Here is a 23,843-nt window from a genome sequence, read left to right as displayed (position 1 = left end):
GGATTATTTTTTAAAGCGCTCCGGTTTGAATTTTTCCGGAGTGGTCGGTGTTTGATTTTGATTTTTGGGGAATCGAATTGGAGTGGATTATTTTGCCGCGCTTAATTGGCGGTCAACTACCATAAATGGGTGGTTATTTATTTGAAGAAATTGGATGAGTGTTTATTTTATCGAAACGGCCGATTGTCAAATTTTGACAATATCCGGGAAATGTAGGTGGACAAAGGCATTGCGCTGGTATCAAATGGTTTTCGGCGATCCTTTGAATGCGTCATCGCCGCATAAAATAAAGTGTCGATTCTGATTTTGGATGGCATTGGAAGGCGCTTTGTTTATTAACTAATGAGGCCAATGTAATGCGTCTTATTGGATGGTGATTGCGCGACCGCGAGAAGTAATCGGGCGGATGTATCGAAATTCGTTCCGATTCGAATTTTCGACTGATATCCACGATTAATCGGGGTGACCATGCTCGTCTTTAAATGGCTTCGGCGCAGCAAGGCGGATTCCTGCGAGCCCGATACGGGGCGGCGGGGCCGCGGGACGACATCGGCGGAATGCGTCGCCGCGGTTGACGAAGGGGTGTTCGAACTGGTCGGGCCGGCGATGGCGTCGGATGCGGCGTCGGATGCGCCGCGCGATCTCGTGCAGACGCTCTACGAGCAATACTGCGGTGCGCTCGACGCGCCGCTGGCGTCGCTCGCGAACGAATGGGCCGCGCAGACGGCGCGGCCGCCTCTGCCGCCGCCGCTCGCCCCGAGTCCGCCGGCGCGCGGCGAGGAGCCGGCCGATCCGATCGATCTCCTGCTGTCCCGCGCGCGCACGATCGACGAGGTGCTGGGCCTGCTCGGGCCGGCCGATGCGCCGGACCCGGCGGCCGACGAACCCATTCCGGACATCCTGAGGCTGTTCGCGCCGGCCGAGCACCAAGCGGGCCGCCGCACGACAAGCCTGCCGCCCGCCCTGGCGCGGCGCGAACACCAGGCGCTGGCGATCGACAGCCCGCTCGCGACGCCGCGCGCGGCAGCGGAGCCGCGCACATGAAAGCCCATGCCGCGATCGGAGAACGTCGACGCTTCGTTGCGTACCCAACCATTCGCGCCGAAGCCGAAAGCCTGCCCGGACGCGCGCCGCGCGGGTTCGGCGCGGCGCGCGGCGTGAAACTGTCCGGAGGCCGGCATGAATCGGCGTGATCACGACGCGGGCGGCGGCGAACCGACGCGCCCGGACGGCACGGGAATGGCCAGGCCGCGTCGCACGAACCTCCGGCTGCTGCCGACGCTGCTCGACCGGCTGCGCGACGACGCGCCGCACCGGCAGACCGAAGCGCCGGCCGAATACGCGGTGACGCGCGCGCAGATGCGCGCGATCGTGCAGCGCGATCTCGCATTCCTGCTCAACACGACCAACATCGACGAGCACATCGATCGCGAGCGTTACCCCGAAGCGGCCGCATCGACGCTGAATTTCGGCATGCCGCCGCTCGCGGGCGCGTTCATCGCGTCGCGCCGGTGGGCCGAGATCGAGCAGGTCATCCGGCGTGTGATCGCCGATTTCGAGCCGCGTCTGGTTCCGGACCGGCTGGTCATTGCGCCCACGCGCGACGAGACGGCGCTCGCGCGCGCGAACGTCGTCTCGTTCGAGGTGCGCGGCCTGATCCGCATGGATCCGTATCCGCTCGAATTTCTGGTGCAAAGCGCGCTCGACCTCGAGACGAGCCAGGTCAACATCACCGGCATGCGCGTCAGCTGACGCACGCCGACACCGGACGCCAACCGTGGACCCGCGACTGCTCGACTATTACAACCAGGAACTGATCTACATGCGCGAACTCGCGGCCGAGTTTGCGCGCGCGCATCCGAAGATTGCGCGACGGCTCGGCATGCAGGCGGACGAGGTGGCCGATCCGTACGTCGAACGACTGATCGAGTCGTTCTGTTTCATGGCGGCCCGGATGCAGATCAAGCTCGATGCCGAATTCCCGCGCTTTACCGGCCGGCTGCTGGAAGTGCTGTATCCGAATTACGTCGCGCCCACGCCGTCGATGGCGGTCGCGCGCCTGTATCCGAGCCGCACCGAGGGCCATCTCGCCGACGGTTTCCGGGTCGCGCGCGGAACGAGCTTCACCGCGCGCGTGCCGGACGGCGAGCAGACCGCCTGCCGGTTCCGCAGCAGCCAGGATGTCGTGCTCTATCCGCTGGAGATCGTCGGCGCGGCGCTGACGGGCATTCCACCCGACATCCCGGCGCTCGACCGCTACGTGCCGGCCGGCGCGCAGGTGCGCGGCGCGTTGCGCCTGCGCCTGCGCACCACCGGCAATACGCAGGTGGGGGATCTGAAGGGGTTGGACCGGCTGCCGCTGTATCTCGCGGGCGACGACCAGACGGCCTCGCATCTGTTCGAACTGCTGCACGTCGCGGGCGTCGCGACGCTGATCGCGGCGCCCGGCGAATTCGCCGGGCCGGGCGGGCCGCTCGCGGCGGTGACGGTCAACGCGGTGGATCACGAGGGGCTCGGCGCGGACCAGGGCCTGCTGCCGCTGAGCTGGTCGAAATTTCATGGCAACAATCTGCTGCACGAATACTTCGCATGTCCGGCGCGCTTCTACTTTGTCGCGCTGACCGGCCTTGCGCCGGGACTGAGCCGGGTGCGCGGCCAGGAGGTCGAGATCGTCGTGCTGCTGGACCAGTCGCCCGAGCGGCTGGAGAGCGTCGTCGATGCGTCGCACTTCGCGCTGTTCTGCACGCCCGTGATCAATCTGTTTCCCCGGCACACGGACCGCCTCGAACTGAGCGTGGGGCGCACCGAATTCCACCTGCTGCCGGCGCGCCTCGCGCCGCTCGACTACGAGGTGTTCTCGGTCGAGGCGATGCACGGGCAGGTCGCGGCGACCTCCGCCGAACTCGAGTTCCGGCCGCTGTACCAGACGCTCAACGACGACGAGCGCAATCACGGCCGCTATTTCTCGACCCGCCGCGAGCAGCGCCTGACCTCGGACTCGGCACGCCGGTACGGCACGCGCACGCCCTATGTCGGCACCGAGATGTTCGTGTCGCTGGTCGACCAGAACGAAGCGCCGTACGGCGAGGAGATCCGCTACCTGTCGGTCGATGCGCTGGTGACGAACCGCGACCTGCCGAGCCTCGTGCCGCGTGACGGCGTGCACGACCTGACGGTCACCGAATCGGCGCCGCTCGCGAGCGTCGGCCTGATCCGCGCGCCGAGCGCGCCGAAGGCGCCCTATGCGGAGCGCGACGTCGCGTGGCGGCTGATCCGCCAGCTGAACTTCAACTACCTGCCGCTCGACGCACTCGACCACCGCACCGGCGGACAAGGCCTGCGCGATCTGCTGCGGCTGTTCCTGACCGGCGACGACGCCGACAACCGCCGCCAGATCGAAAGCCTGATCGGCGTCAGGACGCAGCCGGTCACGCGCAAGCTGCCGGGCGCGGGCCCGCTCGTGTTCGGACGCGGCATCGAGTGTGCGTTGACGGTCGACGAGCCGGGATTCTCGGGCGTGAGCCCCTATCTGTTCGGCCTGGTGCTCGAACACTATCTGGCGCGGCACGTATCGATCAATGTATTTACGCAGACCGAACTGCATTCGATCCAGCGCGGGCAGGTTGCGCGCTGGCCGGCGCGGATGGGCGCGCGAGGAGGGGCGTGATGGCCGACCACGCCGCCACGGACGACGCGCGCGGCGTCGCGCTGTCGCCGCAACTGGTCGAGCGCCTGAGGGCCGAACCGTGGCGCTACGATTTCCTGACCTTGTTGCGGCGCATCGGCGCGGACCCGCGCATCGACCCGATCGGGACCGCACGGCGTCCGCACGCGGAGCCGTTCCGGCTCGGCCAGCAACCGAGCCTGGCATTCGCGGCGCGCGAAATCGCGAGTGTGCGGGCCGCGGCCGGCCGGCTCAAGGTGCGGCTGTTCGGCCTGGGCATGCTCGGGCCGAACGGACCGTTGCCGATCCATGTGACCGAGATCGCGCGCGATCGGGAGGAAAGCCGGCGCGACGCGACGCTGGTGGACTTTCTCGACCTGTTTCATCACCGCTATCTGACGCTGCTGTACCGCGCATGGGCGTCCGCGCAGGCGGCGGCGGGGCTCGATCGTCCTGCCGACGAGCGCTTCTCGTTCTATGTCGCCAGTCTCGCGGGCCTCGACCCGGACGAGATCGGCGCGGGGCCGCTGCCCGCGCATGCGCGCCTGTCCGCCACGCCGCATCTGGTGCGCGAGGCGCGCAACCCGGACGGCCTCAGGGCGACGCTCGCGCGTTATTTCGGCGTGCCGGTGGCGCTCGAGGAAAACGTCTTCCACTGGATCGAGGTCGACGCCGGCGAGCATTTCCACCTCGGCAAGCCCGGCGACGCCTCGGTGATGGCGGCAAGCGCGATGCTCGGCGAGTTCGTGCCGGACCGGCAGTGCAAGTTCCGTCTCGTGATCGGTCCGCTGGAGATCGATGCCTACCAGCGTCTCACGCCGCAGGGCGAGGCCTTGCCCCGGCTCGTCGAATGGGTGCGCGCGTTCATCGGCTACGAGTTCGAATGGGAGCTGGAGCTGCGCATCAAGCCGAACTGCGCGCCGCCCGCGGTGGTGGGCGGGCCGCAGCAGCTCGGCTGGTCGGGATGGCTCGGCCATTCGCCGTCGGACGAGCCGGTGACCGGCATGCGCTTCGAGCCGGAGCGCTACGCGCGCGGATTCGCGCGCGACACGGAGAGCCCGAACCAAGGAGACGCGCCATGAACCAGACGAAGAAAGCCGCGACGAAGGCGTCGTCCGCCCGCACGGCGAAGGGACACGACTGGATGACGCCGATCGAGCCGGCCGCGCCGTGCGGCGTCGATCTCGAATACGACCCGGAGTTCGTGGTGCTGTCGGCCAAGGTCGCGCCGCGCCCGGATGCGCAGTACGGCGACTTCGTCGGCTCGCCGGAGCCGGTGAGCTGGAGCGACGCGGAGCGCGACTGCCTGCGCCTGATGATGCGCAGCAAGGACATGCGCGTCGCCGTGCTGTTCACGCGTTGCCGGACCCGGCTGGCCGGCGCGGTCGGGCTCGCGGAAGGCATCGGCTTGCTGGCGGGATGGCTGACGGCGTTTCCGGACACGCTGCATCCGCGTCCCGACGTCGACGCGGACCACGAAGCCGCGCTGGAGATCCGCATGAACGCGTTGCAGGCGCTGACCGACGGCGACGGCCTGCTCGCGGATGTGCGCGAGATCGCACTGACGCGTTCGAGCGCGGCGCGGCTCCAGGTGCGCGATGTCGAGCGCGCGTTCGCCCAACCGCGACCCGGCGATGCGCTGGCGCCGGAATCGGTCGCGCGCCAGCTCGACGAAATACAGGCGCAGCAGCGTGCCGCGCTTGCCGGTTTCGACGACGCGCTCGCGGGCGTGACCGCGATCGAGCTGTGGAGCTTCGAACATCTGGGCGCGTTCACGCCCGACCTGAGGCCGCTCGCGAACCTGTTGCGCCATGTCGCGGGCCGTCGCGAACGCGCGGAGGCCGGATCGCCCGAGGCCGCGCCGGCCGAGCCGGATGCGCATGGGGTGCCGGCGCGGCCGCCCGTGGCGGGTCCGTCCGAGGTCGCCGCACCGGCTGGTGCGGCGCCGACCCATGCCGCGCCGGCCGTCGTCGCGGCGGCGTGGCCGCACCCGGCGTCCGACGGGCCGGCGGACCGGCTCGCGGCGCGCGACTTGATCCGCGCCGCGCGCCTGTGGTTCGAACAGCAAGAACCGAGCAGCCCGATTCCGGTGCTGCTGCGGCGCGCGGAGCACTACGTCGGGAAAGGCTACGCGGAGGTGGTGCGGGCGATTCCGGCCGAACTGCTCGCGCAGTGGAGCAACGACGAATCCTGAGCGCGCCAGCCGACGCGCGGCATCGATCCATATCGTTTCCTGGGAGGGCAGACATGCCGATCTTTCGTCCCGATCGCACGGTTTCGGTCAACGGTCCCGCGTTGCCGACCACGTCCGACGGCGTTCCCGTGCTCGAACTGAGCGCGCTCCGCGGCGCGGAGCGCCTGTCGGAGATCTACGCGTACACGCTGACCTGCGTGACGCCGCCTGACCCCGCGCTGCCGGACCTGCGCGCCGCCAATCTCGACCTGAAGGCGATGATCGGCAAGGCGCTGACCGTGACCATCCAGCTCGACGGGATGGGGGCCTTCGTGCCCGGCGAAGCGGGCCGCGCCACGGCCTCGAACGTGGGCCGGGGCAAGCGCGAGATCAGCGGAATCGTGACCGGCGCGCGCTTCGAGGGCGAAACGGCGCGGCAGTGCCGCTACCGGCTGACGATGCAGCCGTGGATCTATCTGGCCGACCAGCGCTCGGACAGCCGGATCTTCCAGAATCGCACCGTGGACGAGATCATCGACGAGGTGCTGAGCACGTACTCGTATTCCTACGACAAGCGCCTCAGCCGGCGTTATCCGGTGCTCGGCTATCAGGTGCAGTACGGCGAAACGGATTTCGCGTTCATCCAGCGGCTGATGCAGGAGCACGGCATCTACTGGTTCTTCGAACACACGAATCAGGTGCACAGGATGGTGCTCGTCGATCATCTCGGCGCGCACCGGCCGGTGGACAGCGTCGCCTACCAGACCCTGCATTACTTTCCGCCCGGCCACAAGATCGATGCCGAGTACATCGACGTGTTCAATACCTCGGAGCAGTTGCAGCCGGGGCGCTGGCGCACCGACGATTTCGATTTCGAGCATCCGAACGCGCGCCTGGGCGTCGAGAACGCATTGCCCGCCGAGACCGCGCACAACGGCCTCGAACGCTACGAATGGCCGGGCGACTATACCGATCCGGCGCACGGCGCGCATGTCGCGCAGGTACGGATGGAAGAATTGCGCGCGCAGGGCGAGCGCGCGTCGGGGCGCGGCAAGGTCCGCGACATCGTGTGCGGTACGACCTTCCGGCTGGCGGGCTATCCGCAACTGAGCGCGAATCGCGCGTATCTGGTGCTCGGCGCGACGCTGACCGCCGCCGAGACGAGCGGCGCGAGCGGCGGCGGCGCGTACCGGATCGAGACGTCGTTCGTCGTGCAGCCGGCGACGACGGTGTTCCGCCCGCCGCGCACGACGCCCCGGCCGCGCACGCGCGGGCCGCAGACGGCGATCGTGACGGGGCCGCAGGGGCAGGACATCTGGACCGACCAGTACGGGCGGGTCAAGCTCAAGTTCCATTGGGATCGCTCGCCGGGGCGCGACCAGAATTCGTCGTGCTGGGTGCGGGTGTCGTATGCGTGGGCGGGGAACAACTACGGCGGCATCCAGATTCCGCGCGTGGGGGCGGAGGTGATCGTCGATTTCGAGAACGGCGACCCGGACCGGCCGATCGTGACGGGCCAGGTGTACAACGCGCTGCACATGCCGCCGTGGCCCTTGCCCGACCATGCGACGCAAAGCGGGATGCTGACGCGCACGCCGGCCGGCAGCGGCGACAACGCGAACATGCTGCGCTTCGAGGACAAGCCCGGGGAAGAGCAGATCAAGCTGCACGCGGAGCGCAATTACGACGTGTCGGTGGAACAGGACGCGACGCTCGCGGTCGGGAAAAAGTATCTGGTGCAGGTAGGGCTGGAGCCGTTTCCGGTGCCGTCGACGCGCTCGCCGCTGGATCGCCTGATCCGCTTGCTGAGCGGGGGCGGGGGCGGGGGCGGCGCGGCGGCGGAGCCTGCCCGGCAGCAGCCGCTTCGGCAGCAGCAACAGCAGCAGCAACGACAGCAGCAACGACAGCAGCAACGACAGCAGCCTTATCAACCGCTGAAGCAGCAACAGCAGATGCAAGGCGCGGGGCCGCTGGCCGCGCTGGCCGGCAACGTCGCGCAAGCGCTCCAGGCGATCGCGGCGCTCCTGAGCAACAAGTCGGCGACCGTCGCCAACTCGACCAACCTGGGCATGTCGACCGCGGTCGTGTTCGGCGACAGCTTCAGCGTGAACGCCGGCAATACCACGCAGGTGACGGGCGGCAATTCGAATTCGACGGTCAACGGGACGTCGTCGTCGGCCACGCCGGTCAACCTGTCGCTGAACGGCTTCCAGGGCAGCGTTGTCGGCGCGAGCGCGAGCACGACGGGATTCAGTACGTCGGCGACCGGCGCCAGCGTCACGTGGACCGGCGCGAGCATCACCGAAACGAGCGTGGCGGTGGCGAGGAAGACGACGGATTGCACCCTGATCGACGGCATCAAGATCACATACTGACCCTGCCTGACAACCCGAATCGGGATCGCTCATGAAGATCATCAAGCCATGCAGGATGAGCCTGCTGACGCGCGCCTACCGAAGGCTGGGCGGAGAGCACTTCGGCATCGCGGCGCTCGTCGGCGCGACGCTGGAGGAAATCCCCCGGCTGCTGACCGAACAGGAATTGTGGGGGCTCGTCGCCGACGAGCTGCGCGGCGATACGCTGGATATGGCGTTGCCGAAGCCGCACCCGGAATTTCTCGTGTCCGGCTATGCCTACGGCAAGCATGCGGCCACGCCGGGCGGCGGGGTCTGCGACGTCGAGGTCGGCATCGCGGGCCTGCACAAACGCCTGCGCGTATGCGGCGAGCGGCCGGACGGACCGACCGGCGCGCCGCGTCCGTTCGAGCGGCTGGCGCTCGACTGGACCTATGCCTGCGGCGGCGCGGACCATGCCGACAATCCGCTCGGTCACGGCGCCGTCCCGCCTGCGGACAGCGCGAGCGTACCGCCCGTCATCGTCTATCCGCCCGAGCCGGGCCGCGACGCGGAGGCGCGGCCGGCGCCCGCGGGATTTCGCCCGCTCGATGCGGCCTGGCCGGCGCGGGCGCGCCTGTCCGGCGAGTACGACCGGCAGTGGCTGGAGCATGACTGTCCGGGTTTTCCGCGCACGCTCGATCCGCGCTACTTCAACATCGCGCCGGCCGATCAGCAATTGCCCGGCGCGTCCGCGTTCCCGGACGGCGCGTCCTACGAATTGCGGCATCTGCATCCCGACCACGCGCTGATCGCGGGCCGCCTGCCGGCCTTGCGCGCGCGCGCGTTCGTGGTGCGGGCCGGCGACGAGGCGCCCGAAGCGGTGCCGATGCGGCTGACGACCGTCTGGTTCATTCCGCATCGCGCGCGCGCGGTGTTGATCTATCACGGCGTCGCGCCGCTGCGCGAATACGACGCGAGCGATCTCGACGCGCTGCTGCTCGGCGCGGAAGACAGCGGGCATGCGCGGCCCGACGACTGGTATCGGCAGGTCATCGCGTGGCGTACACGGCACGAGAAGGCCGCGCTGTATGCGTTGCGCGACCAGGACCTGCTGCCCGCGCAGTATCTCGACGTCGACGCGCCGGAGATGGGGCCGCCGGGCGTGCGGCAGGCGCGGGCGCGGGCGCAACTGAGCGCGTTCCCGAACGCGATGGTCGAGACGCCGCCGCGCGCGGACCAGCTGCTCGAATTCGTCGAACGCCATGAGGCCGAGGCCGCCGCGCGGCGCGCCGAACTGGCGCGCATGCTCGAGGACGCGCCCCCGGACGATGGGGCATCCGCATCCACATCCGCGCACGCGCAGTCCGGGCCGCCGCGCGCCACGCGCGCGGACCCTGCGCTGCGCGGCAGTCATGCGCAGGACGGATTGCGCAAGCTGTACCTGCACGCGGCGCATCATCAGGTCGCGCCGCCGCGGCTGAGCGCGGTCGAATCGGGCGCGCAGCGTGCGCGGGTCGCCGCCGCGTTGGCCGACGGGGGCTCGCTCGACGGCGTGGACCTGACGGGCGTGCATCTCGCCGGGATGAACCTGCGCGGCGCGCGCTTGGCCGGCGCGCTGCTGGAAAACGCCGACCTGAGCGACGCGGACCTGACGGGCGCGACGCTGGGACGCGCCGTGCTGGTGCGAGCGAATCTCGCGCGTGCACGGCTTGCGGACGCGGATCTGCGCGGCGCGAACCTGTCGTTGGCCAGGTGCGAACAGACCGACTTCTCGGGCGCGGACCTGAGCGAGTGCGTCGTGGAGCGCGTGCGCTTTCAGGACTGCGCGTTGCCGGGGGCGCGGCTGGCGGATACCCGTTTTCAGTCCTGTGCATTCCTGCGCGTGGATTTCAGCCGCGCTCACCTGCGCAACCTGGTCTTCATCGAACAGCCGTTCGATACCGTCGACTTTTCCGAGGCGACGATCAGCAAGCTGCTGCTGATGCAATGCCCGCTCACAGTGCTCCGTTTCTCGGGCGCGCAGATCGACGGCCTGGGCGTCTCCGGCGCGCGTGGGCCCGGCCCCTTGCATTTCGATCGCGCGCGCGTGAGCCACGCGTGCTTCGTCGAATCGAGCGGGCTGGCCGGCGTGGATTTCTCCGCCGCGATCGTGCGCGAAAGCAATTTTCGCGGCGCGGATCTGCAAGCGGCCGATTTCAGCGATGCGTGGCTCGACGATTGCGATTTCACGGGGGCGCGCCTGCCACGCGCGCGGTTGCGCGGCGCGAAGATCGACGGCGGCGGTTTCGCGCGCGCGGATCTCGCCGGTGCGGATCTGCGCGACGCCGATCTGCTGGGCGGCTTTCTGCGCGGCGCGCGGCTCGACCGGGCCGACCTGCGCCGGGCCAACCTGTTCCGCGCGAATCTCGCGCAGATCCTGACCGATGCCGATACGCGCTGGGACGACGCCTACCTCGTCGACGCGATGCGTTTTCCGCGCGCGGAGCCGCGCGCATGAGCGCGGCCGGCGCCGCATGGCGCGCCGCGCTGCGCGACGGGCAGGTCGTGCGGAACGTGCTGATCGAGGCGCACGATCTGGCGGATGCCGACCTGGCCGGCGCGACCTTCGAGCAGGTGCATTTCGTCGGCGCGAGCTTGCCGCGCGCGCGGCTGGGCGAGGCGGTGTTCCGCGACTGCCTGTTGCGGGGCGTGGACCTGCGGCACGCCGATCTGACGAAGAGCGTGTTCGAGCAATGTCGCTTCGAGGGCGTCGTGCTGTCGGGCAGCGTGCTGGACGGTTGCACGCTGCATGCGACGCACGCGGCGGGGACCGAATTCATCGACGCGCGCGCGGACGGATTCAATTGCCTGGGCAGCGATCTCGCGTCGTGCCGCTTCGACGGCGCGCGGCTCATGCGCACGATGTTCAGCGACACGCGGCTGGCGGGGGCCGATTTCACGTGCGCGGCCGTGAGCAAGACGGTGTTCTACCGGCTCGATCTGACGCAGGTCCGGTTCGCCGAGGCGAAGTTGACCGATGCGGTGTTCGCCGAATCGGCGCTGGCCGGCCAGCGCCTGTGCGGACAATGGATGCAGCGCTGCCAGTTCACGCGCGCGGATCTGAGCGGCGTCGACCTGAGCGGCGCGCGGCTCGCGCAGTGCAATTTCCAGCGCGCGACATTAACGGCGGCGCGCCTGGACGGCGTGGACGCGCCGTTGTCGATCTTTCATGAGGCGAACGCACGCGGCATCGTGTGTCGCGACGCGGCGATGCCGGGCAGTGTGTGGTCGCAGGCCGACGTCACGGACGCCGATTTCGCCCACGCGCGGCTCGAACGCGCGGTGTTCGAGCACGCACGCTGCCATGGCGCATGTTTTGCGGGGGCCGGGCTCGACGGCGCGGATTTCGCGTATGCGGAGCTGAGCGGCGCGACCTTCGAGCAGGCGGGCTTCGCGCTGACCGCGTTCCACGGGGCGCGGGCGCCCGCCATCGACTGGCGCGCACAACCGGGCGCGGTTGAACGCGATGCGGCGCTGGCCGAGGCGCAGGCCTGGTCGCGGCAGCGGGATCGGCGGCGCGAGCACGACGCATGAGGCGGCGCGACGCGCCGCGCATCGAATCTTCACGAAGAGGAGGCGGGCAATGCATTCCACAGTCAAGCAACTGCACGAGGGGCGTGTGCCGGACGTCCCCGAGCGTCTGGCGACCGTGCTGCGCGATCTGGGCGGCGCGGTGTTCGTGGTCGAGGCGGACGGCGCGACGCTGCGCGCCCGGCGCGCGTTCAGCTGCCTGGTCGAACCGCGCGAGGGCGACCGCGTCGCGCTGTCCGGGGCGGATCCGCGCTGCGCGTATGTGACGGCGATCCTGTCGCGTCCCGGCGCGGAGGGCGTGCATATTCGCGTCGACGGAGACCTGGTGCTGGAAGCGACCCGGACGGTGCGCGTGACGAGCCCCGACCAACTGACGCTCGAGTCCGGGCGCGTCTCGCTGGCGGCGCGGGAGGCCTCGCTGCGGGCGGACGAGGCGTCGCTGACGGGCGGCGTGCTGCGCAGCCGCTTCGGCGCGCTGCGCGTGGTCGGCAAGAGCCTGGAGATGGTGCTGGATCACGTCGCCCAGGCATGCCGCAGCAGCTTTCGGACCGTGGAAACCGTCGAACACCTGCGCGCGGCGCATATCGATCATGCTGCAAGCAGCAGCCTGCGCCTGCACGCGCAACACACGCTGGTCACGGCCGAGCAACTGGCGAAGATCGACGCCGGGCAGATCCATCTGGGCTAGGGGGCGACACGATGCCATGGGCGAACTCCGGCGCGGCCGGACTGAATTTCGCTGTCACGATCAATTGGACACCACCGACGTCCTCGCCGGGTTCCTATCCGAACCTCGCGGAGCGTGCGGCGGCGATTCCCAACGTGCCGACGATCTTCGTCGGCGGCGGCACGATCCACAATCTCGCGACGCGAGTGCCGAAGTCGAGCGGCGACAGCGCGGGAGCGCTCGGCGGCGTCGTGTCGGGCACCGTCTCGAGCATGTCCCGCAACGTCGCCGGCGCGAACACGGTGCTGATCGCGGGGATGCCGGCCACGCGCATGACCGATCCGACCCAGCAGAACAACGGGAACACCATCGGCATGGGCATCAGTCCGAGCCAGATGACCGTGCAGACCCTGGCGCGGTGAGCGGGCGGGATGGGTTCGTTCGCGGGTGCCCGGCGTTTGCCGCGCATCCGCGTGGGCGGCGCCGACGACGGCCTCAATTAGCGCGCGGGCCTGGCGCAAGCGGCGGCCGTCGGCGCGACCTCGATCGGCAACGCCACGTACGACGAAGGCACGCTTGCGGAAGGGCGGGGCATCCCAATAACGGGTTCTTGCTTTCCGTCGGGCTCGCGGGCGAGGTGAAGCGTTTCCTCCAGGCCGACTCCGCGGCGCGGGGCGCCGCCGTCGCCGCTTCAGCGCGGGCCCGAACGGGCCGGCGGCTGGCGCGTCCACTCGTGTTCCTCGCCGGGAACCTTGCCGAAGGTCTGCGCGGCCCAGGCTTGCCGCGCGCTCGCGATCGCGATCGCGTCGCGCGAGCTGGAGACGAAATTCCATTCGATGAAGCGTTCCCCGGGGCGCCGGTGACGGCCGCACAGGTGGCGAAGGTGCGCAAGACGACGCCCGCGACGCACCCCGCGCCGCCGCCGGGCGCGCGCTACTGAGACGCGCGCTGCCGAGACGCGCGGGCCGGGCGCGCCGCGCGGTTCGATCGGTTCGATCGGTTCGATCGGTTCAATCGGTTCAATCGGCGCGCCGCGCGCCGCCGTGGCCGAGCGGCCGGCCGATCATCCGCCACGCCAGCACGGCCGAACCGGCCAGCAACACGACGGAGACGAGCGCGGCCCCGCGCATCCCGCGCACGAACTGCTCGCCGCTCCCGGCGGCGAGCGCGCCGAACAGCGCGACGCCGATCGCGCCCGCCGCTTGCCGCGCGGCATTGAGCGCGGCGGATGCCATGCCGCTGCGCGTATGTTCGACGCTGCCGAGCAGCGCGGTGGTCATCGCGGGCACCGCGAGGCCCATGCCCGCCGGGATCAGCACGAACGCGGGCAGCATCGCGGCGAAGCGGCTGTCCTGATCGAGCTGCGCCAGCAGCAGGAAGCCGAGCGCGTCGAGCGCCGCGCCCAGCGCCATCGGCAGGCGCAGCCCGAAGCGATCGACCACGCGCCCGCTCAGCACATTGCCGATGAACAGCATGCCGGTGAGCGGCAGGTAAGCCCAACCTGCCTGCATCGCCGAGTAGTGGTGCACGTTTTGCAGGAACAGGCTCAGCACGAACAACATCCCGTAGTACGTGAAGTTCATCGTCATTCCATAGGCGATCGCCGTGCTGAAATCGGGAATGCGGAACAGTTCGAGCGACAGCATGGGCTGCGCGAGGCGCGTCTGGCTCCAGACGAAACCGACGCCCGCGACGACGGCGACGAGCGCGCCGCCCCACACCAGCGGATGCGCGGCGCCGAGCGTGCGCCATTCGATCACCGCGGCGATGCAGCCGCCGAGGCTCAGCATGGCGAGCAGCTGGCCGAGCAGGTCGAGGCTGCGGCCGTGTGCGCGGGGCGTTTCCGGCACGCGCAGCGTCATCGCGAGGCCGGCGGCGCACAGCGGCAGATTGACGAGGAAGATGCTGCGCCAGCCGAAGCCTTGCAGCAGCATGCCGCCGAGCACGGGGCCGAGCGCGATCGACATGCCGCCGGCCGCGGTCCAGGCGGCGATCGCGCGGGCGCGGCGGTGCGGCTGGCCCGCGCAGGCATGGTTGATCAGGCTCAGCGATGGCGGCACCAGCAGCGCGACCGCGAGCCCTTGCGCGGCGCGCGCGGCGATCAACTGCCACGGGCCCTGCGCGGCGCCGCACGCGAGCGAGGCCAGCGCGAAGCCCGCGAGCCCGAGACGGTACGCGCGTCGCGCGCCGAACCGGTCGCACAGCGTGCCGGCCAGCAACAGCACCACGGCGAACGCGAGCACATAGGCGTCGACGACCCATTGCAGGCCGGACAGCGGCATCCCGAGTTCACGGCCGATGCGGGGCAGCGCGACGTTGACGATGGTCACGTCGAGCTGTCCGACCGAGAAGCCGAAGCTGGCGGTGAGCGTGACCCAGGTTAGAGAGGCGGCGGGGCGTGAGCGGGAGCGGTCCATGTTCCTCGTGGGTTCGTCGGTCGAAGTGGGCGCGCTCATTCCGGGGCGGCGCGCATGCTGGCGATAGCGGCCGCGATCGGGGCGGCGTCGCGCGTGAAGTCGCCTCGTTTGCCGAGGCGGCCGTTGCCGATCGGCATGAGCCAGCGCGTATGTTCCGCGCGAATGCCGCGCACGTACAGCCCTTTGTTCGGCGCGCCGTTCGCGGGGCGTGGACGGCAGGGTGCGGCGGCGACGTCGATGGCGCCCGTATCGAACGGCGCGTCGCCGCGGTGGTTGCGAAGGCGGCTGAACAGGCCGCGCTCGGCCATGCGGCGCGGCAGCGGCGACGGATCCCGATGCAGGCCCGGCTGCGGCGGGCGGGCGTCGATCAGGCGCTGCGCATCGGGGCGCGCCGCCGAGGCGCGTCGAGTCGAGCACGACACCGCCGCGTGCCTCGTCCGCGTCGAAGCGGGCGTCCGACCCGGGGAGGCGCGGCAGGCCGGCTTCGATCAGCGCGACCGCCCGGCGACCCGCAGCGCATGGCGCGGCGCGAACCCGCCGAGGAATTCGACGCGACGCTGCTTCGACGTCAGCACATTGGGCGAAGTTACGCTTTGTCAGCCAGTGCTGATATCAGCCGCAAGATAATCGACGGAGGTGTCGATGTGACGTCAATCCGAAGGACGTCAAACGAGGGGGCGCGGCTATGTCGCGACGCGCGTGACGTCGATGACGGGGGAATGAATGCCGCGATCGGCGGGGGCCGATCGCATGAGGGGCGCTGCGGCGCTCATGCGCGCCGGGCGGCGGATGCGCCGCCCGGCGCGGGCTTACTTTCCCTGTAACCGGATATCGCGCGACGACGCGCCGACATACACGGTTCCGCCCGGGACCTGGCGCCAGGTGCGCCGGGTGTCGTCCCAGACGCTTTGCATGCGCGGCGTCACGAGGATGCGCACGCGGCGCGCCTCGCCCGGATTCAGGGCGACCTTGTCCCAGCCGACCAGCCGGCGCGGCGGCTCGTCCTTGTACGGCACGGCGAGATAGACCTGCGGCACTTCCGCGCCGGCGACGCGCCCGTCGTTGCGGACGGTGAACGCGACCTCGAGCGCGCCGTCCGGCCCGTGCCGCACCGACAGCCCCGAATAGCCGAAGCGCGTATAGGAGAGCCCGTGCCCGAACGGATAGAGCGGCGCGATATTCTTCACGTCGTACCAGCGATAGCCGATATTGAGCTTCTCCGCGTAAACCGGGTCGGTCTGGAACGCGCCGTCCGGCCCCCAGGTCGGCGTGTCCTGGTCGCGCGCGGGGAACGTGACGGGCAGCTTGCCCGACGGGTTGACCTTGCCGAACAGCACGTTCGCGATCGCCTTGCCGCCGGCCTCGCCCGGATACCACGCCTCGACGATCGCCGCGACGCGGTCCTTCCACGGCATCAACACGGGGTTGCCGCTCTCGACGATCACCACGGTGCGCGGGTTGGCCCGGGCGACCGCGTCGACGAGCGCATCCTGGTTCGATGGATTCGCGAGGCCGAGGCTCGACAGATCGCCGAAGTCCTCGCCGGCCGGTTGCGCGACGACGACGATCGCGACGTCGGCATTGCGCGCGAGCACGACGGCATCGGCGATTTCCTGCGCGGTGTAGGCGCGGAACGGCGACTGCTGGTCGCGGTTGCCGGCGAACCCGACCTGCGCGGCGGGCGCGAGCGCCTGGAGCGCGGCGACGATCGGCACGTCGATCTTCAACCACGGATTGCGCCACCAGCTGCAACCGGTGGCGGCGCCGAAGCTCAGCCCGCCGCAGCCCGCGAAAGCGCCGCTGACCGGGTCGCGCGTGTTGCCGGAGCCGCCGCCCGACAGCACGGCCGTGTCGGCATGGCCGCCGATCACGGCGATCCGCTTCAACGCGGATGCCGCGAGCGGCAGTTGATCGCCGTCGTTCTTGAGCAGCACGATCGACTGTTCGGCGACCGTTTGCGCGAACGCGGTGCCGGCGGCGAAATCGACCGCGCCGCCCTTGGGCGGGTGATCGAGCACGCCGGTGCGGATCATCACGTAGAGCTTGCGGCGCACCATGTCGTCGAGGCGCGCGGACGAGATCGCATGGCTCGCGAGGGCCTGGCGCACCGCCTGCGGCGTCAGGTAGACCGTCGGCCCGACGTCCTCTTCCTCGTCGAGCCCGGCATTGATCGCGGCGGCGGTGCTGTGCGTCGCGCCCCAGTCGGATTGCACCTGGCCCTCGAAGCCCCATTCGTTCTTCAGGATGTCGTTGAGCAGGTGCGGGTTCTCGCACGCATAGTCGCCGTTCAGGCGGTTGTAGCTGCACATCACGCTGCCCGGCTGCGCGCGCTTCGCCGCGATCTCGAACGGCAGCAGATAGAGTTCGCGCAGCGTGCGCTCGTCGATCTGGCTGTTGCCGCCCATGCGGCCGTGTTCCTGCTCGTTGCCGGCGAAGTGCTTGATGGTCGCGATCACGCGCTCGCGCTGCGTGCCTTCGGTGCGTTCCGCGAGCAGCTCGCCGGCCAGTTGCGGGTCTTCGCCGAGGTATTCGAACAAGCGCCCGCCGCGCGGTTCGCGGGCGAGGTTCGTGCCGCCGCCGAGCCCCATCGCGAACCCTTGCGCGCGCAACTGCCTGGCGACCTGCGCGCCGTAGTCGAACGACAGGCGCCGATCCCAGCTGGCCGCGAGCGCGAGCGTCGCGGGGAAGGTCGTGCTCGGCTGCGAGGTGCTGCCCGAGCCGGTTGCCGAGTCGACCATGTTGAGGTCGGGGATGCCGAGGCGCGGCACGCCCTGGATATAGCCCGCGCCGCCGCCCGGGACGTCGCTCATCGCGTATTGCGAATGGATGAAGCGCAGCTTCTCGTCGAGCGTCATCTGCTTGACGAGCGCGGCGGCGCGCCGGTGCGCGACCGATGCCGTGCCGGCGTCGAAGCCGGCCGGGCTCGATGGGGTGTCCGCGTGCGCGCTCGTGAGTGCGGCCGCCAGCAACGCGGCGGCCGGCCAACGGTTGACCTTCATGTCTCTCTCCATGAATGGGATCGTCTGGTGCGGTGATGCGAGATGCGGCCGGCGGCGGACGCGGACGTCCTTCGCCGGAGGTGTCGATGCCGGGATGGCGCGCCGCGCAGCGCGCGGGATGGGGCTCGGGCTCGTTCAGGTGGGTATAGCCAGACTCCATAGCGAGTCATGGTATGAAAGTAGTCTGACTACAGCATCGGTGTTTTCCCTTGGTCGATGGAAATTGAGGATGGGAGCGGGAATGGATCAATAGGTTGCGTACGCAACTATTTGCATGAAAAAATTTCCGATCGTGTACGACCGAACGGCGCATGCATTGACGAGGGAGAAATGCATCGAAGTCCGGAACAACCGGAACGCGCTCATGTTGGATCGCAGCATCGACGATCCGGCGAAGGCGCGCGGCGTGACGCCGACGAGGATGGTGCGACGCGAGATCGCCATGCCGGAGCACGGCGTTTTGCCGCGGCGACGCGCCCGGCAATTCTTACTGAGCGCTTCGGGCGCGCCGGGGCCCGCTGCGCGTCGCGCCGCGCGCACCCGGCCGTCGCAATGGCGGAAGCGCGGCGGCGCTCGCGACGATCTGGTCGCGCAGCCAGTCGATGCCTTCGTCGCGCCAGGTGCGGACCGACCAGTGCAGGCGGATGCTGATCTGCGGCAGCCGGAACGGCAATTCGACGACGCGCAGCGCCACGCCGCGCTGCTGCGCGAGTTGCTGGACGAGCCGCTCCGGCAGCACGGCGGTGAGGGCGGTATGCGCGAGCACTTCCGGCAGCATGAAGAAGCTGGGTACGACGAGCGAGGGCTGGATGCCCAGCGCGCGCATGCGTTCGATCACGATCTGATGGGCGGAGTGCGGCACGTTCGCGACCGCGTAGCGCCGCGCGGCATCCGCCGGGGCGCGGGGGGCCTGAACCCCGACATAGCGATCCTTGAACAACAGCGTGCTGGTCTTGCTCGCCTTGAGCTGCGGAATCCAGCCGAACGCGACGTCGAGCTGGCCGTCGGCGAGGCGTTCCGCGAGCGCGCCGTCCCAGGCGCCGACGACCTGGATCCGCACGTCCGGCGCGTGCTTGCCGAGGCGCGCGACGATCCGGTTGAGCAGCAGCGCCTGGCCGACGTCGGTCATATAGAGCGAGAACGTGCGCCGCGAGGTGGACGGGTCGAAACCGGACGGCACGTTGAGCGCGGATTCCAGCGCGCCGAGCGCGGTCGCGATGGGATCGGCCCATTGGCGCGCGAGCGCGCTCGGCTGCATGCCCTGCGCGCTGCGCGTGAAGAGCGGATCGCCGGCGATCTGCCGCAGGCGCGCGAGCAGCGTCGAGACCGCGGGCTGGGACATGCCGAGCAGATCGGCCGCGCGGCCGACGTGACGTTCGCGATACAACGTGACGAACACCTTCAGCAAACGGAAGTCGAGCTGCTCCAGGGCGACATGACGCGGCATCGCGGCCTCGAAATGGAAATTGGCATTATAGGAAAAAGCAGATAAAGCATATCGATATCGGCGAGTTGAGCTTCCTACGTGCCGGCTCTAACTTGACACTCCCGACCACGACGAACGGAGTGTCATGAAATCCAAGCTGAAACCCGCTGCCCGCCCTGCATCGGGCGAGGGCCAGGCCTACTTGAGCGCGGCCGTCGTGCGGCTGATGGCGATCACGGTCGGATGCGCGGTCGCGAGCAATTACTACGCACAGCCGCTGCTGCAGGCGATCAGCGCGCACTTCGGCGTATCGGCCACCGAGGCGGGCGGCATCGTGACCGTTGCGCAACTGAGCTACGCGATGGGGTTGCTGCTGCTCGTGCCGCTCGGCGATCTGGTCGGGCGGCGCGGCCTCGTCGTGCTGATGACCGCCTTGTCGGCCGTGGGATTGCTCGTGACCGCGCATGCGCCGAGCCTGCCGGTGATGCTGCTCGGCACGGCGATGACCGGGGGGCTGTCGGTGGTGGCGCAAGTGCTGTTGCCGCTGGCGTCGGCGCTGGCTGCGCCCGACGCGCGCGGCAAGGCCGTCGGCACGGTGATGAGCGGCCTGCTGCTGGGCATCCTGCTCGCGCGCGTGTTCGCCGGCATCCTGGCCGATCTGGGCGACTGGCGGCTCGTGTACCGCATCGCGGCGGCGGCGATGCTCGTGCTGTCCGCCGCGCTCTGGCGCATGCTGCCGCGCGTGGCCGCGACGGGCGGCGCCTCCTATCCGCGCCTGTTGGCTTCCACGCTGCGGCTGTATGTCGACGAGCCGCTCGTGCGCACGCGCTCGCTGCTCGGCGTCATGCTGTTCGCCTCGTTCAGCCTGATGTGGACGCCGCTCACGTTCCTGCTGTCCGCGCCGCCGTATCGCTATTCGAGCGCGGCGATCGGCCTGTTCGGTCTCGCGGGCGCGGCCGGAGCGTGGAGCGTCGGCTGGTTCGGCAGGCTCGTCGATCGCGGTCGCGGCGATCGCGCGACCTGGGGCGGGCTCGCGCTGTTGCTGGCGTCATGGCTGCCGCTGGCCTGCGGCACAGTGTCGCCATGGGCGCTCGTGGTCGGCATCGTGCTGCTCGATTGTGCGATCCAGGGCGTGCACGTCACCAGCCTCGGGCTGCTGTATCGACGCCGCCCCGACGCGCGCAGCCGCCTGACGGCGGGCGCGATGACCTGCAACTTCGTCGGGGCCGCGCTGGGATCGCAGCTGTCGCTGCGGCTGTACGCGTGGGCGGGCTGGCCGGGCGTCTGCATGACGGGCGGCGTGCTTGCGGCGCTTGCGTTACTCTGTTTTGCCGTCGTGCGGAACGGCGCGCCGGCCAGTCAAACCGATCATCCAGGAGTCGTTCAATGAAGGCCCGATCCGTTGTTCCCGAGATTGATTGCGCGCGCATCCTTCCCGGGTTCGATTTCGCCGACGCCTATCAGGTGGCGGCGCCGGCCGGTATCGACGCGATTGCCGCGGCGGACCGGATGTTCGCGGACAGCCCGCTCTGGTTGCGCGTGCTGCTCGTGCTGCGCAACCGGCTCGGGATGCTGGTCGCGTTGAAACCCGCGCACGGGGCGCGCTTTCCGGTGTTGCAGCAATCGCCGCGCGAGGTGTTGATGGGCTTCGACGACTACCACCTGGATTTCCGCGTCGCGGTCGTCGTTGCGGACGGGCGTGCGACGATCACGACGATCGTGCGCACGCACAACCTGCTGGGGCGCGGCTACCTGGCGGCGATCATGCCGTTCCACCGCCTGATCGCGGCGCACGTCGCCACGCAGATCGGCTTGTCCGGCGCGTGACGGCGCGGGGGCGCGTGGCTCACGGCACTCGCGTCAGCCACTCGTGGCCTTTCAGCATGCCGTTCCAGTAGAGCCAGGGCAGCACGGTGGTCTTCAGGTACCAGGCGGTGCGGCGCGGCACCAGCGGATCGAGCGGGAAGGTCGGCAGCAGCTTGCCGCCGTAGCCGAATTCCGCGAGCACGATGCGGCCTTTCTCGACCGTGAGCGGGCAGGCGCCGTAGCCGTCGTAGCGCGTGGCCGGCTGCGCGCCGTCGCGGACCGCGAGCAGGTTGCGCGCGACGATCACGATCTGCTTGCGCGCGGCGGCGGCGGTTTTCGCGTTGGGCGCGGAGCACACATCGCCGAGCGCGAACACGTTCGGATAGCGCGGGTGCCGCAGCGTCTCCTGGTCGACCTCGCACCAGCCGTCGGCATTCGCGAGCGGGCTTGCGCGCACGAAGTCCGGCGCGATCTGCGGCGGGACCACGTGCAGCAGGTCGAACGGCTTGTCGATGCGGCTGACCTGGCCGTTCGCGTCCTTCACGTCGAAGGTGGCGATGCGCTTCGGGCCGTCGACCGCGACGAGATTCGAGTTGAACGCCAGTTGCGCGCGATAGCGCTCGACGTATTCCATCAACGGCGGCACGAAGGCCGCGACCCCGAACAGCACCGCGCCGGCGTTGTCGAATTCGACCTCGATGCGATCGAGCACGCCGGTGCGTCGCCAGTGATCGCACGCGAGATACATGGCCTTTTGCGGCGCGCCCGCGCACTTGATCGGCATCGCCGGCTGCGTGAACAGCGCGCGGCCCTGCTTGAGCGCCTGCACGCATTCCCACGTATAGGGGGCGAGGTCGAAACGATAGTTCGAGGTCACGCCGTTGCGCCCGAGGGTCGCCTCCAGGCCGTCGATCCGATCCCATGCGAGTTGCAGGCCGGGACAGACGATCAGTTGCTGGTAGTCGAGCACGGCGCCGTCGTCGAGCACGACGTGGTTCTGGTCGGGCTCGAAGCGCGCGGCGCGGGCGCGGATCCAGTGCGCGCCGCGCGGGATCAGGGATTCGGTCGGGCGTACGGTCTTGTCGATGTCGTAGGCGCCGCCGCCGACCAGGGTCCAGGCCGGCTGATAGTAATGGCGGTCGCTGGGTTCGACGATGGCGATCCGCAGATCGCGGCGGCGCTTGAGCAGGCTGGCGGTGACGCCGATGCCGGCCGCGCCGCCGCCGACCACGACGATGTCGAATGAACGGGAAGTCAGGGAGGAAGAAGTCATGGGCGATCGAATGGAATAGGGAAAGCGGGCGGCGCGCGGGCCGTCCGCGGGCGTGCGGCTAGAGGACGTCGAGCGGAATCTTGAGGTAGCGGGTGCCGTTGCTGTCCGGCTCGGGCAGCTTGCCGGCCTGGATGTTGAGCTGGATCGACGGGATGATCAGCGTCGGCATGCCGAGCGTGCGGTCGCGGGCGGTGCGCATCGCGATGAAGTCCGCTTCTGCGATCGCGCCGCCGACGTGCACGTTGGCCGCGCGCTGTTCGGCGACCGTCGTGTGCCAGCGCAGCGCGCGACCGTCGGGCGGATAGTCGTGGCACATGTAGAGCTGCGTCTCGTCGGGCAGCGCGAGCAGGCGCTGGATCGACTGGTAGAGCGTATGCGCATCGCCGCCGGGGAAATCGCAGCGCGCGGTGCCGACGTCGGGCATGAACAGCGTGTCGCCGACGAACGCGACGCCGTCGAAGTGGTACGCGACGTCGGCGGGCGTATGGCCCGGCACGTGCATGACGCTCGCTTGCAGCGCGCCGACGCTGAAGCATTCGCCTTCGTGGAACAGGTGGTCGAACTGCGAGCCGTCGGGCAGGAAGGCCGGTTCGAGGTGGAAGACCGGACCGAAGATCCGTTGCACGGCGCGGATCTGCTCGCCGATCGCGATCTTGCCGCCGAGATGCGCGCGCAGATACGGGGCGGCGGAGATGTGGTCGGCGTGCGCGTGCGTTTCGAGCAGCCATTCGACGCGCAGGTCGTGCGCGCGGACGTAATCGACGATCCGGTCGGCGGAGCGGGTCGAGGTGCGGCCCGCGTGCGGCTCGTAGTCGAGCACGGCGTCGACGATCGCGCAGGGTGTTGCGCGGCCGGCATGCACGACGTAGCTGAGCGTCGAGGTGACGGGATCGTGGAAGGCTTCGATGGTCGGTTTCATGAGGCGAGAGGGTCGCTCAATTGCGGGGAATGTGCAACCGCGCGCCGTGTGCAACGGCGGGCGGAACCGTTTCAGCGCGAGGTGGCGCGGGGATGCGGCAGCGCTCGATCGGGATGATGCATCGGGCGTGCGAGGCGGGAATGGAATCGGTGGCAGGCGGCGCACGATGCATTTCATGGGCGGGGTGACGGGGTTGACGGGCGAGTCGGTCGTGCGTGCTTGCGGAGGGCATATGGACTTGGCGGCCTATCGGTGAGATCTCGACGGTGTGCACGGACGGTTGGAATGCGGCAGCGCTCGATCGGGATGATGCATCGGGTATGCGATGCGGGAATGGGATCGGTGGCGAGCGTCGCACGATGCATGTCGTACGCGGGGTGGCGGGTGTGACGGGCGAGTCGGTCGTGCGTGCTTGCGGAGGGCATATGGACTTGGCGGCCTATCGGTGCGATCTCGGCGGTGTGCACGGGCGGTTGGAATGCGGCAGCGTTCGATCGGGATGATGCATCGGGTATGCGATGCGGGAATGGGATCGGTGGCGAGCGTCGCACGATGCATGTCGTACGCGGGGTGGCGGGTGTGACGGGCGAGTC

The 23,843-nt window shown here is 69.4% G+C and carries 20 protein-coding genes; 14 read left to right on the top strand and 6 right to left on the bottom strand.

Annotated elements, in window-relative coordinates; translation table 11 throughout:
* Nucleotides 1–582 precede the first annotated feature (582 nt).
* The 12 genes from AC1RQF_RS08280 (at nucleotide 583) to AC1RQF_RS08225 (ending at nucleotide 13,350) form a co-directional block, all read left to right on the top strand.
* Nucleotides 583–1,044, top strand: coding sequence for a TagK domain-containing protein (locus AC1RQF_RS08280; protein ID WP_273998210.1), 462 nt, complete (start codon nucleotides 583–585; stop codon nucleotides 1,042–1,044).
* A complete protein-coding gene (locus tag AC1RQF_RS08275; RefSeq protein WP_273998211.1) occupies nucleotides 1,041–1,193 on the top strand; it encodes a hypothetical protein in 153 nt (50 codons plus the stop codon). The genes AC1RQF_RS08280 and AC1RQF_RS08275 overlap by 4 nt, the downstream gene beginning before the upstream one ends.
* Entirely contained in the window at nucleotides 1,180–1,752 is a 573-nt protein-coding gene (tssE, locus tag AC1RQF_RS08270) for a type VI secretion system baseplate subunit TssE (RefSeq protein WP_492871746.1), read from the top strand. Before AC1RQF_RS08275 ends, tssE begins: the two co-directional genes overlap by 14 nt.
* A gap of 25 nt (nucleotides 1,753–1,777) precedes the next feature.
* Nucleotides 1,778–3,667, top strand: a complete 1,890-nt coding sequence (gene tssF / locus AC1RQF_RS08265) for a type VI secretion system baseplate subunit TssF (protein WP_273998215.1) — start codon at nucleotides 1,778–1,780, stop codon at nucleotides 3,665–3,667.
* Nucleotides 3,667–4,746 (top strand): type VI secretion system baseplate subunit TssG, encoded by a 1,080-nt coding sequence (tssG, locus tag AC1RQF_RS08260; protein ID WP_273998218.1) that lies wholly within the window; start codon nucleotides 3,667–3,669, stop codon nucleotides 4,744–4,746. The genes tssF and tssG overlap by 1 nt, the downstream gene beginning before the upstream one ends.
* Complete coding sequence (locus AC1RQF_RS08255) at nucleotides 4,743–5,858, top strand: type VI secretion system protein TssA (protein ID WP_492871745.1); 1,116 nt, start codon at nucleotides 4,743–4,745, stop codon at nucleotides 5,856–5,858. Before tssG ends, AC1RQF_RS08255 begins: the two co-directional genes overlap by 4 nt.
* A 53-nt stretch (nucleotides 5,859–5,911) precedes the next feature.
* Nucleotides 5,912–8,212: a type VI secretion system tip protein TssI/VgrG gene (gene tssI / locus AC1RQF_RS08250; protein WP_492871744.1), complete on the top strand. Its 2,301-nt coding sequence runs from the start codon at nucleotides 5,912–5,914 to the stop codon at nucleotides 8,210–8,212.
* A gap of 31 nt (nucleotides 8,213–8,243) precedes the next feature.
* Nucleotides 8,244–10,670, top strand: a complete 2,427-nt coding sequence (locus tag AC1RQF_RS08245; RefSeq protein WP_492871743.1) for a DUF2169 domain-containing protein — start codon at nucleotides 8,244–8,246, stop codon at nucleotides 10,668–10,670.
* Nucleotides 10,667–11,746 carry a pentapeptide repeat-containing protein gene (locus tag AC1RQF_RS08240; RefSeq protein ID WP_492871742.1) on the top strand — a complete coding sequence of 360 codons (1,080 nt, stop codon included), beginning with the start codon at nucleotides 10,667–10,669 and terminating at the stop codon, nucleotides 11,744–11,746. Before AC1RQF_RS08245 ends, AC1RQF_RS08240 begins: the two co-directional genes overlap by 4 nt.
* Before the next feature lie 49 nt (nucleotides 11,747–11,795).
* Entirely contained in the window at nucleotides 11,796–12,431 is a 636-nt protein-coding gene (locus AC1RQF_RS08235) for a DUF3540 domain-containing protein (protein WP_273998228.1), read from the top strand.
* Nucleotides 12,432–12,442: 11 nt separating this feature from the next.
* A complete protein-coding gene (locus AC1RQF_RS08230) occupies nucleotides 12,443–12,832 on the top strand; it encodes a DUF4150 domain-containing protein (protein WP_273998229.1) in 390 nt (129 codons plus the stop codon).
* Between the two features lie 188 nt (nucleotides 12,833–13,020).
* A complete protein-coding gene (locus AC1RQF_RS08225) occupies nucleotides 13,021–13,350 on the top strand; it encodes a hypothetical protein (RefSeq protein ID WP_492871806.1) in 330 nt (109 codons plus the stop codon).
* A gap of 79 nt (nucleotides 13,351–13,429) precedes the next feature.
* Here the strand turns inward: AC1RQF_RS08225 and AC1RQF_RS08220 are convergent, their stop codons facing one another.
* The 4 genes from AC1RQF_RS08220 to AC1RQF_RS08205 all read right to left on the bottom strand — a co-directional run bounded on the left by AC1RQF_RS08220 (nucleotide 13,430) and on the right by AC1RQF_RS08205 (nucleotide 19,273).
* Nucleotides 13,430–14,827, bottom strand: coding sequence for an MFS transporter (locus tag AC1RQF_RS08220; protein WP_273998230.1), 1,398 nt, complete (start codon nucleotides 14,825–14,827; stop codon nucleotides 13,430–13,432).
* A gap of 35 nt (nucleotides 14,828–14,862) precedes the next feature.
* Entirely contained in the window at nucleotides 14,863–15,135 is a 273-nt protein-coding gene (locus tag AC1RQF_RS08215; protein WP_273998232.1) for a hypothetical protein, read from the bottom strand.
* A 501-nt stretch (nucleotides 15,136–15,636) separates the two neighbouring features.
* Nucleotides 15,637–17,826, bottom strand: a complete 2,190-nt coding sequence (locus tag AC1RQF_RS08210) for a glycoside hydrolase family 3 C-terminal domain-containing protein (RefSeq protein ID WP_492871740.1) — start codon at nucleotides 17,824–17,826, stop codon at nucleotides 15,637–15,639.
* Nucleotides 17,827–18,313: 487 nt separating this feature from the next.
* Nucleotides 18,314–19,273, bottom strand: a complete 960-nt coding sequence (locus AC1RQF_RS08205; RefSeq protein WP_492871739.1) for a LysR family transcriptional regulator — start codon at nucleotides 19,271–19,273, stop codon at nucleotides 18,314–18,316.
* Nucleotides 19,274–19,397: 124 nt separating this feature from the next.
* On the opposite strand from AC1RQF_RS08205, the gene AC1RQF_RS08200 reads away from it, so the two are divergent.
* Together AC1RQF_RS08200 and AC1RQF_RS08195 are read left to right on the top strand one after the other, a co-directional pair.
* Nucleotides 19,398–20,642: an MFS transporter gene (locus tag AC1RQF_RS08200; protein WP_273998239.1), complete on the top strand. Its 1,245-nt coding sequence runs from the start codon at nucleotides 19,398–19,400 to the stop codon at nucleotides 20,640–20,642.
* On the top strand, nucleotides 20,639–21,079 hold the full coding sequence (locus tag AC1RQF_RS08195) for a DUF2867 domain-containing protein (protein ID WP_273998241.1): 441 nt from the start codon (nucleotides 20,639–20,641) through the stop codon (nucleotides 21,077–21,079). Before AC1RQF_RS08200 ends, AC1RQF_RS08195 begins: the two co-directional genes overlap by 4 nt.
* Nucleotides 21,080–21,098: 19 nt before the next feature.
* On the opposite strand, the gene AC1RQF_RS08190 is transcribed toward AC1RQF_RS08195, so the two are convergent.
* Nucleotides 21,099–22,331: an NAD(P)/FAD-dependent oxidoreductase gene (locus AC1RQF_RS08190; RefSeq protein WP_273998242.1), complete on the bottom strand. Its 1,233-nt coding sequence runs from the start codon at nucleotides 22,329–22,331 to the stop codon at nucleotides 21,099–21,101.
* Between the two features lie 58 nt (nucleotides 22,332–22,389).
* Nucleotides 22,390–23,250 (bottom strand): MBL fold metallo-hydrolase, encoded by an 861-nt coding sequence (locus AC1RQF_RS08185; RefSeq protein ID WP_273998243.1) that lies wholly within the window; start codon nucleotides 23,248–23,250, stop codon nucleotides 22,390–22,392.
* Nucleotides 23,251–23,843 lie beyond the last annotated feature (593 nt).

Source organism: Burkholderia sp. GW821-FHT14F03 (genome assembly GCF_058803765.1).
The sequence above is the reverse complement of the archived record's forward strand: the minus strand, read 5'-3'. Positions and strand labels throughout refer to the sequence as shown.